Origin of the sequence: Falsiroseomonas algicola, from assembly GCF_011040385.1 — a bacterium.
Classification (GTDB): Bacteria; Pseudomonadota; Alphaproteobacteria; order Acetobacterales; family Acetobacteraceae; genus Falsiroseomonas; species Falsiroseomonas algicola.
The window spans coordinates 715,723-731,663 of sequence record NZ_JAAIKB010000001.1 but is presented as its reverse complement, the minus strand read 5'-3'; the positions used below and the strand labels follow the sequence as shown (position 1 = coordinate 731,663).

Genomic DNA, 15,941 nt, shown 5'->3' with positions numbered 1-15,941 from the left:
CCGATGGAATCGCATACCGAACGCGGCAGCGGCGCCAATACCAGCACGGAGCCTGCGCGGAAGCCCGACCCCGGCCCCGCGCCCGTCGGCCCGGCGGTGCATGAGCCGCCGCAGCGCCCGGCCGAGACGCCGCACGACCCCGGCGCCGCGCCCCCCGGCCCGGCGGTGCATCCCGAGCGCACCTAGCCCGTCGCCGCCGCATCGCCCTATCCTGCGCGCGACGAGGGAGCGGGCGATGCGCAAGGGCTACAGGGATTTGCTGGCGGAAGCCGACGCGGTGATCGAGACGGTGCCGGCCGACCAGGCGCTGGCGCTGCGGAATGATCCCGGCGTCGTCTTCGTGGATCTGCGCGATCCCCGGGAGATCCAGCGCGAGGGCCGCATCCCCGGCGCCTTCCACTGCCCCCGCGGCATGCTGGAATTCTGGATCGACCCCGACAGCCCCTATGCCAAGCCGGTGTTCCAGGAGCCGAAGCGCTTCGTCTTCTACTGCGCCAGCGGGTGGCGGTCCGCGCTGGCCGCGAAGACGGCGCAGGAGATGGGGCTGGACAGCGTCGCGCATCTCGGCGGCGGCATCACCGCCTGGAAGCAGGCGGGGGGCGAGACGGAGGTCCCGCCGCCGCGCTGACCCTCAGGTCAGCACATCGACCAGCCAGAGGCTGAGCGCCGGGAACAGCACGCAGAGCACCAGGCGCAGGATGTCCATGGCCAGGAAGGGCATGACGCCCTTGTAGATCTGCGTGATCGGCACGTCCTTCGCGAGGCCCGAGACGACGAAGACGTTGAGGCCGATGGGTGGCGCGGTCAGCCCGATGCCGACCACGACCAGCACGAGGATGCCGAACCAGATCGCCGTCTCCTCCGTCGTCAGGCCGAAATCGAGGGCGGTGACGACGGGGAAGAAGACCGGCAGGGTCAGCAGGATCATCGCCAGCTCATCCATCACCGCGCCCAGGATGATGTAGGCGACGAGCAGGATGACGAGGACGCCATAGGGCGGAAAATCCTGCTCCGTGATCCACATGGCCAGCAGGTCCGGCGCCTGGGACAGCGCGAGGAAGGTGTTGAAGACCTCCGCGCCGAGCAGGATGGCGAAGATCATCGCCGTCGTCTCGGCCGTGGCGAAGAGCGCTTCCTTCACCTGGCGGGGCTTCAGCGTGCCGCGCAGCACGCCGACGGCGAGCGTGGCGATACAGCCGACGGCGGCGCTTTCCGTCGGCGTGAAGACGCCGCCATAGATGCCGCCGACCACGACCACGGCGATGAGCAGCACGGGGATGACGTTGAGGAAGGCGTCACGCCGCTCCGCGGCACTCGGCGCCTCGCCACGCGGGCCGTATTCCGGCTTCACCCGCACCAGGATCGCGATGGCGATGAGGTAGAAGATCGTCGCCAGCAGGCCGGGGATGAGCGCGGCCATGAAGAGCTTGGCGATGTTCTGCTCGGTGCTGATGGCATAGACCACCAGGATGACGCTGGGCGGGATCAGGATGCCGAGCGTGCCGCCGACAGCCACGGTGCCGGCCGAGAAGCCAGCGGGGTAGCCGAAGCGGCGGAGTTCGGGCAGCGCGGCGCGGCCGAAGGTGGCGGTGGTGGCGACGCTGCTGCCGCAGACCGCGCCGAAGCAGGCGCAGGCGCCGATCACCGCCATCGCCATGCCGCCGGGCTTGCGGCCGATCAGCGCATTGGCGGCGGCGAAGAGGTCCCGCGCCAGGCCGCCCCGTTCCGCCAGCGCGCCCATCAGGATGAAGAGCGGGATGACGGAGAGGGTGTAGTTGGCGAAGAGGTGGTAGGGCGTGGTCTTGAGGTAGTTGCCGAGCGCGGTCCAGTCGAGGATGTGGACATAGCCGCCGATGCCGACGATGAGCATCGAGAGCCCGACCGGCGCGCGGATCGCGATCAGGCCGAGCAGCACCGCGAAGCCCGTCGCGGCCAGGACGAATTCCGGCGCCATCAGCCGCGACCCCGCAGGTGCCGGGGCACCCACCACAGCGCGGCGATGCCGGTGGCCGCGAAGCAGAGCGCGCCGATGCCGATGGCCCACCAATAGGGCAGCGCCAGCAGGCCGATGGTGCGGGTGCCGGAGGCGAGCGTGTCGAGCGAGCCCACCATCATCCGCTCCGCCAGCCACAGCGTCAGCGCGGCCCAGACCAGGGTCCAGAAGCCGTCCATCACATCGGTCACGCGCTTCGGCAGCCAGGTGGTGAAGGTGTCCACCAGGATGTTGGCGCGCATCAGCGTGCCATAGGCGAGGAAGCCGAAGACGCCGATGCCCGTCGCGATCGGCACCATCTCGAAGTCGCCGCGGATGGGCTGGCTCGTGGTCCAGCGCATCACCACGCTGGTCGTGGTGATGCAGGCGCCGATGAGCAGCGAGACGCCGCCGAGGAAGGCGAGCGTGCGCGCCAGCAGGGCGACCGGGCCGGCGGTCGGCGCCGGGGGAGGGACATCAGGCTCGGACAAGGCCGGCTCCTGCGGTTGGTTGGGGCCGGCCCTGTCCGCGCGGCATCAGCCGCCGTGCTTGGCGATCAGGCCGCGGGCATCGGCCAGCAGGCCGGCGCCGTCGAAGCCGCGTTCGCGCGACGCGTTGAGCCAGGCATCGACCACCGGGCGGCAGGCGACCATCCAGCGCTCCTTCTCGGCGGCGGAGAGCTGGACGATGCGGTTGTCGCGGCGGCGGGAGACCTGTTCGCGCACCACCGGGCCCTGCTCGTCCCAGACCTTCCCGGCCATCTCGGCGGCGACCATGCCGGAATTGGCGTCGAGCACCGTGCGCAGCTCCGCCGGCATCGCCTCATACTTCGCCTTGTTCATGGCGAGGATGAAGGAGGCGGCGTAGAGCGTCGGCGCGCCCACGATCTCCGTGTGGTTGCGCACGAGCTCGGCGAGGCGGATGGAGGGCACGACCTCCCACGGCACCACGGCGCCGTCGATCACGCCCTGGCTGACGGCCTCCGGCACCTGCGGCACGGGCATGCCGATGGGGGCGGCGCCGAGGGCGCGCAGCGCCTCGCCGGCCTGGCGGGTCGGGAAGCGCAGCTTCAGGCCGCGCATGTCCTCCAGCCGGTTGACGGGCTTGTTGGCGTGGATGACGCCGCCATCATGCGTCCAGACGGTGATGGGGTGCACCTCCCGGAACTCGTCGCGGAGGTGAGTCTGGTAGAATTCCCAGGTGGCCTTGGCGTTGGGCACGGCCCTGGGGCTGCCGACGAAGGGCAGTTCGAAGACCTCGATGCGCGGGAAGCGGCCGGGCGTGTTGCCGGGCAGCGTCCAGACGATGTCCACCACGCCGTCGCGGGCCTGGTCGAAGAGCTGGGGCGGCGCGCCGCCGAGCTGCATGGAGGGGAAGATCTGGATGCGGAGCCTGCCCTGGCTCTCCGCCTGCACCTTCTGCGCCCAGGGGGCGAGGAAGTGGCGATGGACGTTGGAGACGGCGGGCAGGAAGTGGTGCAGCCGCAGCGTCAGTTCCTGCGCCGAGGCGGGGCGCACCAGCGCCGGCGAGGCGAAGGCGGCGGCGCCGAGGGCCGCGAGGTGGCGGCGTTGGATCAGCATCCTGGAAGCTCCCCTTGAGTTTTCATTGCTTGGACGCGGCGGAGGCCGCCGGCTGCGCAATCAATGCCCGCGCTCGCCCGTCCGGGCAAGCCAGGGATTTGTATCGACCATAACGGTCAGGCGGCGCGCAGCGCGGCCGCCTTGGCTGCCACCGCCGCGGCATCGTCGCCCGGCTTGTAGATGGCGCTGCCGATGCCGAAGCCCGCGGCGCCGGCCGCGCGCCAGGCCGGGATGGTGGTGGTGTCCATGCCGCCCACGGGCAGCACGGGCGTGCCCTTGGGCAGCACCGCGAGCATGGCCTTCAGCACGGCGGGGGAGGCGGCTTCGGCGGGAAAGAGCTTGAGGCCATCGGCACCGGCGGCGAGCAGGGAGAAGGCCTCGCCCGGCGTGAAGAAGCCGGGGACGCAGATCATCTGCTGCGCCTTGGCGGCGCGCACCACGGCGGGGTCGGCGTGCGGCGTGACGATGAGGCGCCCGCCCGCCGCCGCGATGCGGGCGCAATCGCCGGGGTTGGTGACGGTGCCGGCGCCGACCAGCGCGCGGTCGCCGAATCGCTTCGCCAGGCGGCGGATGCTCTCGATCGGATCGGGGCTGTTCAGCGGCACTTCCAGCACGGGGATGTCGGCGGCGAGCAGCGCATCGCCGATCGCCTCCGCCTCCTCCGGCTTGATGCCGCGCAGGATCGCGACGAGCGGGCAGCGCGCCAGCCAGTCCTTCAGGTTCAGGCCCATCCGAGACTCCCGCCGATATGGTGCAGCCCGGCCGCGACCAGGTCCGGGTCATGGGTGGTCACGCCGATCCCCGCCTCCCGCAGCGCGGTGGCGTAGAGCGCGGCGAGGCCGGCGGCGCCGACCAGCTGCACCTGCGCCGCACCGCGCGAAGCCGCCGCGACCTCATGCCCGATCAGCAGGCCGGAGAGGTAGGACCGGGTCTCGGTGGCCGGGAGCTGGTCCATCAGGTGGAGCGTGCGCGTGCCGAAGAGGTGGTGCAGCAGCCCGCCGGGCTGGCGCGCGCGGGCCAGGCCGCGGGCGAAGGCCGCCGGCTGGTCCGGCCCTTCCTCCGCCGTGCGGGCCAGGATGGTGTGCTGCGACAGCGCCGCGAAGGCCTCCCCCGTCATCTGCGTCGAGAAGCCGGTGACGCGGCCGCCTTCGAGCCGCGCCCATTTGGAATGGGTGCCGGGCAGGCAGGCCAGCGCGGGCGCGTCGCCGAGGAGGCGGGCGAGGGCGACGAGCTTCGTCTCCTCGCCCCGCATCACGTCGGGGACGCCGGCCTCGTCCATGCTGGTCAGGCCGGGGACGAGGCGCGTCTCCGCATCGGGAAAGGGCACGGGGATGGTGGCGCCGGCGATCTCGGCCGGGCCGGCGGGGCAGGGGAGGTAGGGCGCCTCCACCCAGCCCTGGCGGCTGCCGATCATGCCGCAGAGCAGGACGCGGGTCTCGCCCGCGGCGATCCAGGGGCCGATGGCGTCGCGCAGCGCCTCCGCGAAGCGGCCGCCCTCCACCGTCATGATGCCGCCCGGGCGGTCCAGCCGGTCGGTCACCGCGCCGCCCGGCCCGATGCGATAGGCCCGCAGGCTGCTGGTGCCCCAATCCACGCCGATCATGCGGCCCCCTCGTTTCCCCACTCCCTGTCGATTGGCGCGCCCCGCCCGTGCTTGCAAGCCCGTCGGGCCCTGCATCGCGCGGCGGTGAGGGCGGCGGATCACGCAGCCGGGCTTCCGATCCGGCTTGGGCGGACAGGATGTCGGGGAAGCCCCTTGTCGCGGGGGCGGCACTGCGTGCGCTGGCCGCGGCGCCGGCGCGGATCGTCGTCTCGGCGGTCCGGGCGCGTCACCAGGACGGGATGGTGACGGCAGCCGGCTTGCCCGACACCCGGATGTCTGGATGGAGCAATCGTGGATCGGCCAGAGTATTTTCAAGTCGGGCGGCATCGCCCGACGACTCGGAAAATGCGCCAAAACAGATGCCTGGACCGGTCTCGGCGTCGCTGGGGACGCTGAAACCGGTCTGGTCGGTGCCTGCCCCTGCCAGGGCAGGCACCGCCGCGCCGCTCAGCCCGCGAAGGGGTCGCGCAGCATGATGGTGTCGTCGCGGTCCGGGCTGGTGGAGAGCAGCACCACCGGCGCCTCCACCAGCTCCTCGATCCGGCGGACATACTTCACCGCCTCGGCCGGCAGCTCGGCATAGCTGCGGGCGCCGGCGGTGCTGCCCGACCAGCCCGCCATCACTTCCCACACCGGCTCGGCGCGTTCCTGCGCGGCGATGGAGGCCGGCAGGCGCCGCACCACCTCCCCATCGATCCGGTAGCCCGTGCAGATCCGCAGCTCCGGCAGCCCGTCGAGCACGTCGAGCTTGGTGAGCACCAGGCCCTCCACGCCGCCGACCTTCACGGCCTGGCGGACCATGCAGGCATCGAACCAGCCGCAACGGCGCGGCCGGCCCGTCACGGTGCCGAATTCCCGCCCCCGCTCGCCCAGCAGCTTGCCGGTGGCGTCATGCAGCTCCGTCGGGAAGGGCCCGGCACCGACGCGCGTGGTGTAGGCCTTGGCGATGCCGAGCACATAGCCGATCTGCTTCGGCCCGATTCCCGCCCCCGCCGCCGCATTGCCGGCAACGGTGTTGGAGGAGGTGACGAAGGGATAGGTGCCGTGGTCCACATCCAGCATCACGGCCTGCGCGCCTTCGAACAGCACGCGCTTGCCCTCGTGATGGGCATCCTCCAGCAGCGACCAGACCGGCGCCGCATAGGGCAGCAGCTGCGGCGCCAGTTCCAGCAGCCGGTCGAGCAGCGCCTGCTTCTCGAAGGTCGCGGCGCCAAGGCCCTTCAGCAGCGTGTTGTGGTGCAGCAGCAGCTCATCGAGCTTGTGCGACAGCACGGCGGGCTCCGCCAGGTCGCTCAGGCGGATGGCGCGGCGCGCCACCTTGTCCTCATAGGCCGGGCCGATGCCGCGGCCGGTGGTGCCGATGGCATTCGCCCCGCGCGCCACTTCCCGCGCCTTGTCGATGGCGGGGTGCAGCGGCAGGATCAGGGGCACGTTCTCCGCGATGCGGAGGTTGTGCGGGCCGACATCCAGCCCCTGCCCGTTGACCTTGGCGACCTCCATCAGCAGGTGCTCGGGGTCCAGCACCACGCCATTGCCGATGATGCCGAGCTTGCCGCGCACGACGCCGGAGGGCAGCAGCGACAGCTTGTAGACGTTGTCGCCCACGACGAGCGTATGGCCCGCATTGTGGCCGCCCTGGAAGCGCACGACGATGTCGGCCCGGCTGGCGAGCCAGTCCACCACCTTCCCCTTGCCCTCGTCGCCCCACTGGGCGCCGATCACGGCAACATTCGCCATCGCGCTGTCTCCCTGGGCGGCCCGCTGGCCGCTGCGTGGTGAGAAGAAACCGTCAGGCGGGAACCGCGTCGCCCGCTTCGTTCAGGACATGGGTGCAGCGCAGGCTGCTCGGCGTATCGCCGGCCGAAAGCTGCGCCACCGTGGCATAGCCCCGCGCCCGCAGCGCCGCCGCCTTCGCGCCGTCGGATCCTGCGGGGATGAAGACGCGCCGCCGAGGCTCCGCCGGCGCCACCGCGCGCAGCATGGCATCGGGGTAGAGCGTCATGCCGGTCGCCGGCTCCTCCCCGGACAGATAGCGGCCGCCCCGCGCCAGCTCGCCGGTCAGGCCCTCGCCGAAGATCGTGAAGGCGACGCCGGTGTGGTAGCGGAAGCCCCGGAACTCGACGGGATCGAGCGTGATGCGCAGACCCGGCGCCCGGGCGCGGAGCGCCACGACGATCGCCGCCGCATTGTCCGCGATGGCCCGCGCCGCGGGGGGCAGGTCGGCCGCCGAAAGCGCCGCCAGCGCGCCATCCACCGGGCCGGCCGCCGCCATCAGCGCCGGCAGCAGAAGCGCGGCGCCGCCGCCGGCTTCCGCCCGCGCCGTCACGGCGGCCATGTCCTTGCGGTCCAGCGCGCGGGCCAGGCGGCGCCGGTCCTCGCCCTCCACCCCGGCGTCGTCCAGCAGCGCGGGGGCGAGGCGCGGCAGGGTGATGTCCAGCGAGGCCCCGGTGATGCCGACCGCCGCCAGCGCCTCCGCCGCCACCGCCGCCACCTCCGCATCGGCCTCGGCGCTGTCGGCGCCGATCAGCTCGATGCCGGATTGGGGAAGCTGGCGGGCCGGCGCGAGCTGCGTGCCATGCACCCGCAGCACCTGCCCGGCATAGGAAAGCCGCAGCGGCCGAGGCACGCGGGCCAGGCGCGTCGCCGCGATGCGGGCCACTTGCGGCGTCGTGTCCGCCCGCAGCCCCATCATCCGGTGGCTGACCGGGTCCATCAGCCGGAAGGTCTGGTCCGCCACGGCGGCGCCGGAGCCCGCGAGCAGGCTGTCCTCGAATTCCAGCAGCGGCGGCTTCACCCGTTCATAGCCGTGCCGCGCGAAGACCTCCGCCAGCACCTCGACGAGCATCGCCTCGCGCTCCGCCTCGGGCGGCAGCACGTCGGACAGGCCGGCGGGCAGAAGGGCAGGGTTGGGCGGGTCGTCGGTCATGCTTCAGGGGTGTCGTCAGGCGGCGCGTGTGTGGCAGGGGGGGCGCCCCGCCGCAACCCCTGCCCCGCGCATGCCCGCCCCCGGGCCTAGGCGAGGAAGATGTCGAAGGCCGCGCGCAGCCCGCCATCGCCGGGCGTGACCCGCGCCGTCAGCAGCGCCCGCTGGTCCGGCGCCAGGCGCCGCAGCAGCATGTCGGACTCGTTCCGGGCCTCGTCCGGGAAATAGACCTGCGTGGTCAGCTCCGCCCCCGGCCGCGCCGCCCGCAGGTGGATGTGCCGCGTGCGGCCGGGATAGAGGCCAGGGCGGATGGTGCGGAAGGCGTAGCGCCCGGCGCCATCCGCCACGGCGCGGCCATAGCCCTGGAAGCCGGCATCGCGCTGCGCCAGGCGCGGGTCGCGGGGATGCAGGTAGATGCCCTGGTCGTCCGCCTGCCAGATCTCCACCCGCGCGCCCGGCAGGGCGGAGCCATCCGGCGCGCGGACCACGCCTTCCAGCAGCATCGGCACGCCCCGGGCCGGCGCGGACTGCCCGGCGACCCGCAGAAGGTCGGAATCCGCATCGGCCGGGATGGCGCGGGGGTAGTAGGGGCCCTCCATCTGGGCCGGGGTCCGCACCGGCTGCGCGGCGGCGGGCAGCGTCAGCAGCGCGGGCGCGGCCAGCAGGATGCGACGAGGCAGAAGGAGGCGCATGACGGGATCGTTCCGGCGGTTCCGGAAAGGCTTACGGCGGCCGGGCGCGCGCGTTCCAGTGACGAAGCGTGACCCGATTCCCGCTTGGCGCCGCGCGGCGGCATCGGCACTCTGGCACCATCAGACGGAGACCCCGCCATGAAGGCCCTGACGCGCCTGCCGCTGCTCGCCCTGCTTGCCCTCGGCGCCTGCGCGGACCCTGCTGCCGAGCATCTCGGCGGCTTCGGCGATCCGGTCCGGGGTGCCGCGCTGCATGCGCCCTTCATGCTGGGCGATACCGCGCTGCTGGCTGGCCAGCCCGCCCGCGCCGCCCGCGCCGCCGTGCAGATGGAGATCCTGGCCCAGGGCTTCGGGCGCAATCCGTTGTTCAGCCATGACGCACCAGGCAGCGTGCAGCACGCCACCAGGCTGGGGCGGGATGAGTTCCGCCGTGCCCTCGGCATCGCGCCGGATGCGTCGCCCGACCTCGTCATCGACACGCTGCGCGATGCCGCCGCGGCGCTCGATGCCGGCAGCCCCGCGCGGGCGGAAGCGGCGCTCTCCTCCCCCGCCTATCCCGCCGGCCCGGCCGCGACGTTGGCCCGGCTCAGCCGCCTGCCCTATCTGCCCCGCGTCGCGGAAGCCGCAGGCGCCGCCTGGCAGGAAGTGCGGCGCCGCGATGGGCTCGGACGCCGCGGCTGAGGCAGGGCCGCAACGGGATTCCGCAAGCCCCGCAACGCCGAAATTTCATGTCGAAACCGCGCCCCGCGATCGGCGCTTTCCCGCCAGCGACGCAGCCAGCGTCGCGAGGGAGCCAATCGACATGCCGCAATTCGCCGCCACCATCCGCCACGTCGCCGAGGGCGTGAAGGGCTTCACCATCAACGCCGCCGTCAAGAACATCGAGGGCTGGGAGGAGACGCTCGGCAAGGTCGAGACGCCCGGCGCCAAGGGCATCGTGCGTGACCTGGAGCGCCTGAAGAAGCTCATCACCTCCGACGACATCGATGGCGACGCCGTCAAGAAGCTGGTCGCCAAGCTGGGCGAGGAGACGGTGACCATGGCCGGCCGCGCCGAGGGCGCCAAGGCCGAGCGCATCAAGGAACTGGGCGAGGCGCTGAACAGCGCGTCGAAGTAGCGGCATCGCCCGCCGCCCCACGGGGCGGCGGGCGCGCCATTCAGAAGGCCAGCGGCACCGCGCGCACCACCAGCGGCAGGCCGCGCACCGTGGCCAGCACCGCCTCCGGCAGCGGCCCATCGAGCCCGACCAGGCAGATCGCATCCCCGCCCGGCTTGTCGCGGCCGAGGTGGAAGGTCGCGATGTTGATCCCCGCCTCCGCCAGCGTGGTGCCGAAGCGGCCGATGAAGCCGGGCCGGTCCTCGTTCGTGACGTAGAGCATGTGGGGTGCGAAATCGGCCTCGACCGCGATGCCCTTCACCTCGACAAGGCGCGGCTTGCCGGTGCCGACCAGCGTGCCCGCAACGCTGCGGGTCCAGGCCTCCGTCACCAACGTGACGCGCAGCAGCGTCGCGTAGTCGCCGCTGCGCTCCAGCACCGTCTCCGCGACCTCGATTCCGCGCTCCTTCGCCAGCGCCGGCGCGTTCACCATGTTCACCGCGCCCATCATCGGCGCGAGAACGCCGGCGAGGGCGGCCGCCGTCAGCGGCTTCTGGTTCAGCTCCGCAGCCGCGCCTTCGTATTCCACGCGGATGGCCTTCACCTCATCGCCGACATTGGCGGTGAGCTGCCCGGCCAGCGCGCCGAGCTGCCGCGCGAGTTCCATGTAGGGGCGCAGCCGCGGGGCTTCCTCCGCGGTGACGCTCGGCATGTTGATGGCGTTGGAGACGGCGCCAGAGAGCAGGAAGTCGCTCATCTGCTCCGCGACCTGCAGCGCCACATTCTCCTGCGCCTCCGCCGTCGCGGCGCCGAGATGCGGCGTGCAGACGACGTTCTCCAGCGTGAAGAGCGGGCTGTCGGTCGCCGGCTCCGTCTCGAAGACGTCGAGCGCGGCGCCGGCCAGGTGCCCTTCCTTCAGCGCGTCATACAGCGCCGCCTCGTCCAGCAGCCCGCCGCGGGCGCAATTGATGATCCGCGCGCCCTTCTTCAGCGCGAAGATGCGTTCGCGGGACAGGATGTTCTTCGTCTGCTCGGTATAGGGCGCGTGGATCGTCACGATGTCCGCGCGCGCGACCAGCGCATCGAGGTCCACCTTCTCCACCCCGATCTCCAGCGCGCGCTTCTCGCTGAGGAAGGGATCGAAGGCGATGACCTTCATCTGCAACCCGTTGGCGCGGCTGGCGACGATGGAGCCGATATTGCCGGCGCCGATCAGCCCGAGCGTCTTGCCCGTCAGCTCCACGCCCATGAAGCGGTTCTTCTCCCACTTCCCGGCCTTGGTGCTCGTGCTCGCCTCGGGAATCTGGCGCGCGAGGGCGAACATCATCGCAATCGCGTGCTCCGCCGTCGTGATGGCGTTGCCATAGGGCGTGTTCATCACGACGACGCCGCGCGCGGTCGCGCTCGACACATCGACATTGTCCACGCCGATGCCCGCGCGGCCCACGACCTTGAGGCGCGGCGCGGCGTCCAGCACTTCCCGTGTCACCTTGGTCGCGCTGCGGACCGCGAGCCCGTCATATTGCCCGATGATCTCCCGCAGTTCCGCGGGCTTCAGGCCGGGCTTGAAATCGACCTCGATGCCCCGCGCCTTGAAGATGGCGATCGAGGCGGGCGAGAGCTTGTCGCTGATCAGGACCTTCGGCGCCGACATCACGCGGCCGCCTTGTCGTGCTCGGCGGCGACCTGCGCGAAGGCCCAGTCGAGCCAGGGCAGCAGCGCCGTGATGTCGCTGGTCTCGACCGTCGCACCGCCCCAGATGCGGAGCCCGGGCGGCGCATCGCGGTAGTTCGCCGCGTCGAGCGCCACACCTTCCTTCTCCAGGATCGAGGACAGCTTCTTCGCCGCCGCCGCCTGGCCTTCCGCGTCGAGGGCCGTGAACCACGGCGCCACGATCTTCAGGCAGATGGAGGTGCAGGACCGCGTCGCCGGCTCATCCGCCAGGAAGGCGGCCCAGTCGCTGTCGGCCACCCAGCCCGCGATGGCGGCCAGGTTTGCCTCCGACCGCGCGACCAGCCCCTTCAGCGAGCCCACGGACTGCGCCCAGCGCAGCCCGTCCAGCGCATCCTCCACGCAGAGCATGGAGGGCGTGTTGATCGTCTCGCCCTTGAAGATGCCCTCGTTGAGCTTCCCGTCCTTGGTCATGCGGAAGATCTTCGGCATCGGCCAGGCGGGCTTGTAGGATTCAAGCCGCGCCACGGCGCGGGGCGACAGCGCCAGCATCCCATGCGCGGCCTCGCCGCCCAGCACCTTCTGCCAGGACCAGGTCACGACATCCAGCTTGGACCAGGGCAGGTCCATGGCGAAGGCGGCGCTGGTTGCGTCGCAGATCGCGAGCCCCTCTCGGTCATCGGCGATGAAGTCGGCGTTGGGCAGCCGCACGCCGCTGGTCGTGCCGTTCCAGACGAAGACGAGGTCGCGCGCCTTGTCCACCTGGCCGAGGTCCGGCAGCTGGCCATAGCCCGCCGAGATCACCCGCACATCGGACAGCTTCAGCTGCTTGGTGACATCCGTCGCCCAGTCCTTGGAGAAGCTCTCCCAGGCCAGGATGTCGACGCCCTTCGGGCCGAGCAGCGACCACAGCGCCATCTCGACGGCACCGGTGTCGGAGGCCGGCACGATGCCGAGCCGCCAGTCCTTCGGCATGCCGAGCACGGATTTGGACAGCTCGATGGTCTCGGCGAGCTTCGCCTTGGGGTCCTTGGCGCGGTGGCTGCGGCCGAGCAGCGCGCCATCCAGCGCGGCCAGCGACCAGCCGGGGCGCTTGGCACAGGGACCAGACGAGAATCGGGGGTTCGACGGACGGATGTCCGGCTTGGTGCTCATGGCGGTGGCTCCCTTCCAGAAGCGAATGCGCCCCGGTGGGGGGGCGTGGCCCGCCGCCACGCTTAATCCCGCCGGCCCGCCCCCGCAAGCCGGTCCACTTGCCCACTTCTTGCATGCTAGCGTGCCGACGCTGAATCGGAGCCCAGCCCATGCCTCGCCTGTCCCGCCGCGCCGCCCTGGCGCTGCCCGCGATCCTCGCAGCCCCGCTCACGGCGCGGGCACAGTCCCGCACCATCACGCTGATCTGCCCCTTCGGCCCGGGCACCAATGTGGACCAGATCGCGCGCCTCATCGCGCCGGAGCTGGGCAGCCGGCTGGAACGCCAGGTGGTGGTGGAGAACGTGACGGGCGCCGGCGGCACCATCGCCACCGAACGCGCCGCCCGCGCCATGCCGGATGGCACCACGCTGCTGATCGGCGTCGAGAGCACGATCAACGTCGCGCAGCTCGTGACACCCTCCACCACCCGCTATGACGGGCTGCGCGACTTCGCGCCGATCCACATGATCGCGACGCTGCCCCTGCTGCTCATCGGGCGGCCGAACCTGCCGGCGAGCTTCGCGCAGCTGATCGCGGACAGCGCCTCCCGCCCCGCGCCCTTCAGCTTCGGCAGTTCCGGCACCGGCACCTCGCTGCCTCTCTTCGGCGAACTGCTCGTGCAGCGGGCGGGCCTCAAGATGGAGCACGTGCCCTACCGCATGGGCGCGCAGATGCTGACGGATGTGATGAGCGGCCAGCTCGACCTCGCCGTCAGCACGCTGACCAGCAGCGCGCCCATGGTGCGGGACGACAAGGTGAGGGCCTGGGGCGTCTCCTCTCCGACGAGGCACCCCTTCCTGCCGGATATGCCGACCTTCGCCGAACAGCCGCAGACCGCGGGCATGTCGATGGAGGTGTGGCAGGCGGTCTTCGCGCCCGCCCGCACCGATCCCGCCTTCGTCGCCCGCGTCTCCGCCGCCGCAGCGGCCGCGATGGCGACGCCCGAATTGCAGCGCCGCATCCGCGACATCGGCCAGACGCCCAGCACCCTGACGGGCGATGCCCTCAACACCTTCCTGCGGGAGGAAAGCGCCCGCTACGAGACGCTGGTGAAGGCGGCGAATATCCAGCCACAGTAAACCCGGCCCCGGGGAGCCTTGGCGGCGCTGATCGAGGCTGCACGGCGCGCGGTTGCCGGCTGATGGTGGCGGCGATCGGGGACCGCGGGAACGCGGCCTCGATCGGCCTTCATGGTCCGCCAGGGCGTGAAGGTCGGCGGGGTGGAGGGGCTCCACCGCCGGCGCCCGTAGCTATGCCGAACCCCCGGCCGAGGCGGTGAAGCCTGTCCGTCGGGTCGAGGAGCTGGTGGAGGCGCCGGTGGTGCTGCTGTCCACCCGCCCGGACCGCGACGACACGATCATGCTGCGCGACCCCTTCGCCAGGTGAGCTGCGCGGCGGTGCCTGCCCTGGCAGGGGGAGGGACCATGCGGCGAGGCTACCGCTAATTCATCTAGACATCCGATTGTCGGACGAGGCGGCGGCTGTCACCATGTCGTCATGGTGACGATCCGTGACTGCCGAGACGACGACCTTCCCGCCATCGCCGCGATCTATGGCCACTGGGTGACCCACGGGCTGGCGAGCTTCGAACTGGAACCGCCGGATGCCGCGGAGATGGCGAAAAGGCGCCGCGCGATCCTGCAAGGCGGATACCCCTATCTGGTGGCGGAGGGTGAGGGCGGGCGCGTGCTGGGCTATGCCTATGCCAGCGCCTACCGCACCCGCCCGGCCTATCGCTTCGCGGTGGAGAACAGCATCTATGTCGCGCCCGATGCGGGGCGGGGTGGCATCGGGTCCCGCCTGCTGGCGGCGCTGATCGAGGCCTGCACGGCGCGCGGCTTCCGGCTGATGGTGGCGGTGATCGGGGATAGCGGGAACGTGGCCTCGATCGGGCTGCATGGCCGGGCGGGCTTCGCGCCGGCGGGGATGCTGCCGGCGGTCGGCTGGAAGCATGGGCGCTGGGTGGACAGCGTGCTCATGACGCGACCATTGGGGGAGGGTGCGGGCACCGCGCCATGACGCGGGAGCAGGCTGACCGCGCCTCCCGCGATGCCTCGCTGGTGCTGGCGATGACGCTGCCCGGCGACACGGTGCTCTATCTGCTGCTGCCGCTGCATGCGGCCGCCTTCGGCGTGTCGCTGGCGGAGGCCGGGCTGCTGCTGGCGGCGAACCGGCTGGTGCGCATCATCGGCTATGGCTGGGTGGCGCGGGGGTATGAGGTCTTCGGCCCGCGCCGCGCCTGCCTGGTGGCGGTGCTGGCCGCGGCCTGCGCCACCACCGGCTATGCGCTGCTGCCCGGCGTCTGGTGGCTGCTGCCGGCGCGGCTGCTCTGGGGCCTGGCCTTCGCCGCCATGAACATCGCGACGCAGGCGCTGGCGACGGCGGAACCCACGGGGGCATCGCGGCGGTCCGGCGCCTCCCGCGGCATCATCGCGGCGGGGCCGATGATCGGGCTTCTGGCCGGTGCCGTGCTGGCGGAGGTGGCGGGGCCGCGGGTGGTGTTCCTCTGCCTCGGCGCCGTGTCGCTGGTCGGGCTGGTCTTCGCCTGGCGGCTGCCGGCCGGGGAGGCGGTGAAGCTCCGCGCCGGCGGGCCGCGCTTCGCGCTGCCGCGGTCGCTGGATGTCTGGTCCTTCGTGCAGGGCTTCGCGCTGGATGGGCTCTTCGTGCTGGGCCTTGCCTTCCTTGCGGCGCAGGCGATGCCGGAGGGCGCGGCGCTGGCGGCGGGCGGCGCGCTGGCGGCGCGCTATCTGGCGGAGGTGCTGCTGGGCCCGCCCGCCGGCCGGCTGGCGGAGCGATTCGGCGCGGCGCGGGTGCTGCTGGTGGTGACGCTGGCCTCCGCGGCGGGGCTGGCGGTGATCGGGCTGGGCTGGCTCTGGGTCGGCAGCCTGATGGTGGTGGGGCTGCGCGGGCTGCTGCAGCCCTTGCCGGCGCCCGTCGCGGCCAGCCGGGCGGCGCCGGAGGAGCGGGTGGCGGCGCTCGCGCGGATGGCGACCTGGCGGGACATCGGCGCGGGGGTGGGGCCGCTGGTGGCGGGGGTGCTGCTGCCGCTGGTGCCGGCGGTGGTGCTCTACCTCATCGCCGCGGCGGTGCTGGTCGCGTCGTCCCTGCACGCGCTGCGGCGATAGCAGGCGCGCGGCTGTTTCGTTTGCGACGGGGCTGGGATATCCTCCGAAGGCGTTTCAAATCATCGTCCTAGTGTAGGGTCGGAAG

17 protein-coding genes and 1 pseudogene are annotated in these 15,941 nt (G+C 72.1%); 8 read left to right on the top strand and 10 right to left on the bottom strand.

The annotated features are described in order from the left end of the window. Positions 1 to 3 precede the first annotated feature (3 nt). Together G3576_RS03475 and G3576_RS03470 are read left to right on the top strand one after the other, a co-directional pair. Positions 4 to 186, top strand: coding sequence for a hypothetical protein (locus G3576_RS03475; RefSeq protein ID WP_164692904.1), 183 nt, complete (start codon positions 4 to 6; stop codon positions 184 to 186). A gap of 49 nt (positions 187 to 235) precedes the next feature. Beyond that, the gene (locus G3576_RS03470) at positions 236 to 628 is read left to right on the top strand and encodes a rhodanese-like domain-containing protein (protein ID WP_164692903.1); all 393 of its coding nucleotides are present in this window, start codon (positions 236 to 238) and stop codon (positions 626 to 628) included. Positions 629 to 631: 3 nt separating this feature from the next. On the opposite strand, the gene G3576_RS03465 is transcribed toward G3576_RS03470, so the two are convergent. From G3576_RS03465 to G3576_RS03430, 8 genes are all read right to left on the bottom strand, one after another. Then, positions 632 to 1,954, bottom strand: a complete 1,323-nt coding sequence (locus tag G3576_RS03465; RefSeq protein ID WP_164692902.1) for a TRAP transporter large permease — start codon at positions 1,952 to 1,954, stop codon at positions 632 to 634. Beyond that, on the bottom strand, positions 1,954 to 2,463 hold the full coding sequence (locus G3576_RS03460; protein ID WP_164692901.1) for a TRAP transporter small permease: 510 nt from the start codon (positions 2,461 to 2,463) through the stop codon (positions 1,954 to 1,956). Before G3576_RS03460 ends, G3576_RS03465 begins: the two co-directional genes overlap by 1 nt. 45 nt (positions 2,464 to 2,508) lie before the next feature. Continuing rightward, on the bottom strand, positions 2,509 to 3,552 hold the full coding sequence (locus G3576_RS03455; protein WP_235951365.1) for a TRAP transporter substrate-binding protein: 1,044 nt from the start codon (positions 3,550 to 3,552) through the stop codon (positions 2,509 to 2,511). A 116-nt stretch (positions 3,553 to 3,668) separates the two neighbouring features. Continuing rightward, positions 3,669 to 4,283, bottom strand: a complete 615-nt coding sequence (locus tag G3576_RS03450) for a 2-dehydro-3-deoxy-6-phosphogalactonate aldolase (protein ID WP_164692900.1) — start codon at positions 4,281 to 4,283, stop codon at positions 3,669 to 3,671. Further along, positions 4,274 to 5,155, bottom strand: coding sequence for a 2-dehydro-3-deoxygalactonokinase (locus G3576_RS03445; protein ID WP_164692899.1), 882 nt, complete (start codon positions 5,153 to 5,155; stop codon positions 4,274 to 4,276). Before G3576_RS03445 ends, G3576_RS03450 begins: the two co-directional genes overlap by 10 nt. 447 nt (positions 5,156 to 5,602) lie before the next feature. After that, complete coding sequence (locus G3576_RS03440; protein ID WP_164692898.1) at positions 5,603 to 6,892, bottom strand: adenylosuccinate synthase; 1,290 nt, start codon at positions 6,890 to 6,892, stop codon at positions 5,603 to 5,605. Positions 6,893 to 6,944: 52 nt separating this feature from the next. After that, a complete protein-coding gene (locus tag G3576_RS03435) occupies positions 6,945 to 8,081 on the bottom strand; it encodes an ATP phosphoribosyltransferase regulatory subunit (protein ID WP_164692897.1) in 1,137 nt (378 codons plus the stop codon). An 86-nt stretch (positions 8,082 to 8,167) separates the two neighbouring features. Continuing rightward, positions 8,168 to 8,770 (bottom strand): dioxygenase family protein, encoded by a 603-nt coding sequence (locus G3576_RS03430; RefSeq protein WP_164692896.1) that lies wholly within the window; start codon positions 8,768 to 8,770, stop codon positions 8,168 to 8,170. Positions 8,771 to 8,908: 138 nt separating this feature from the next. On the opposite strand from G3576_RS03430, the gene G3576_RS03425 reads away from it, so the two are divergent. Both G3576_RS03425 and G3576_RS03420 read left to right on the top strand, forming a co-directional pair. Beyond that, positions 8,909 to 9,451 (top strand): hypothetical protein, encoded by a 543-nt coding sequence (locus tag G3576_RS03425; RefSeq protein WP_164692895.1) that lies wholly within the window; start codon positions 8,909 to 8,911, stop codon positions 9,449 to 9,451. Between the two features lie 121 nt (positions 9,452 to 9,572). Then, positions 9,573 to 9,887: a hypothetical protein gene (locus tag G3576_RS03420; protein ID WP_164692894.1), complete on the top strand. Its 315-nt coding sequence runs from the start codon at positions 9,573 to 9,575 to the stop codon at positions 9,885 to 9,887. 40 nt (positions 9,888 to 9,927) lie between these two features. Here G3576_RS03420 and serA read toward each other — a convergent pair whose 3' ends face one another. After that, positions 9,928 to 11,520, bottom strand: a complete 1,593-nt coding sequence (gene serA / locus G3576_RS03415; RefSeq protein WP_164692893.1) for a phosphoglycerate dehydrogenase — start codon at positions 11,518 to 11,520, stop codon at positions 9,928 to 9,930. Further along, positions 11,520 to 12,692, bottom strand: a complete 1,173-nt coding sequence (locus G3576_RS03410; protein WP_164692892.1) for a phosphoserine transaminase — start codon at positions 12,690 to 12,692, stop codon at positions 11,520 to 11,522. The genes serA and G3576_RS03410 overlap by 1 nt, the downstream gene beginning before the upstream one ends. A gap of 149 nt (positions 12,693 to 12,841) precedes the next feature. Between G3576_RS03410 and G3576_RS03405 the strand changes: the two genes are divergently transcribed. The 4 genes and pseudogenes from G3576_RS03405 (at position 12,842) to G3576_RS03390 (ending at position 15,856) form a co-directional block, all read left to right on the top strand. After that, entirely contained in the window at positions 12,842 to 13,810 is a 969-nt protein-coding gene (locus tag G3576_RS03405; protein ID WP_164692891.1) for a Bug family tripartite tricarboxylate transporter substrate binding protein, read from the top strand. A gap of 139 nt (positions 13,811 to 13,949) precedes the next feature. Next, positions 13,950 to 14,117, top strand: a pseudogene (locus G3576_RS03400) (adenylosuccinate synthetase); the annotation flags it as partial. 111 nt (positions 14,118 to 14,228) lie between these two features. Next, the gene (locus G3576_RS03395) at positions 14,229 to 14,750 is read left to right on the top strand and encodes a GNAT family N-acetyltransferase (RefSeq protein ID WP_164692890.1); all 522 of its coding nucleotides are present in this window, start codon (positions 14,229 to 14,231) and stop codon (positions 14,748 to 14,750) included. Continuing rightward, complete coding sequence (locus G3576_RS03390; RefSeq protein ID WP_164692889.1) at positions 14,747 to 15,856, top strand: MFS transporter; 1,110 nt, start codon at positions 14,747 to 14,749, stop codon at positions 15,854 to 15,856. Before G3576_RS03395 ends, G3576_RS03390 begins: the two co-directional genes overlap by 4 nt. Positions 15,857 to 15,941 lie beyond the last annotated feature (85 nt).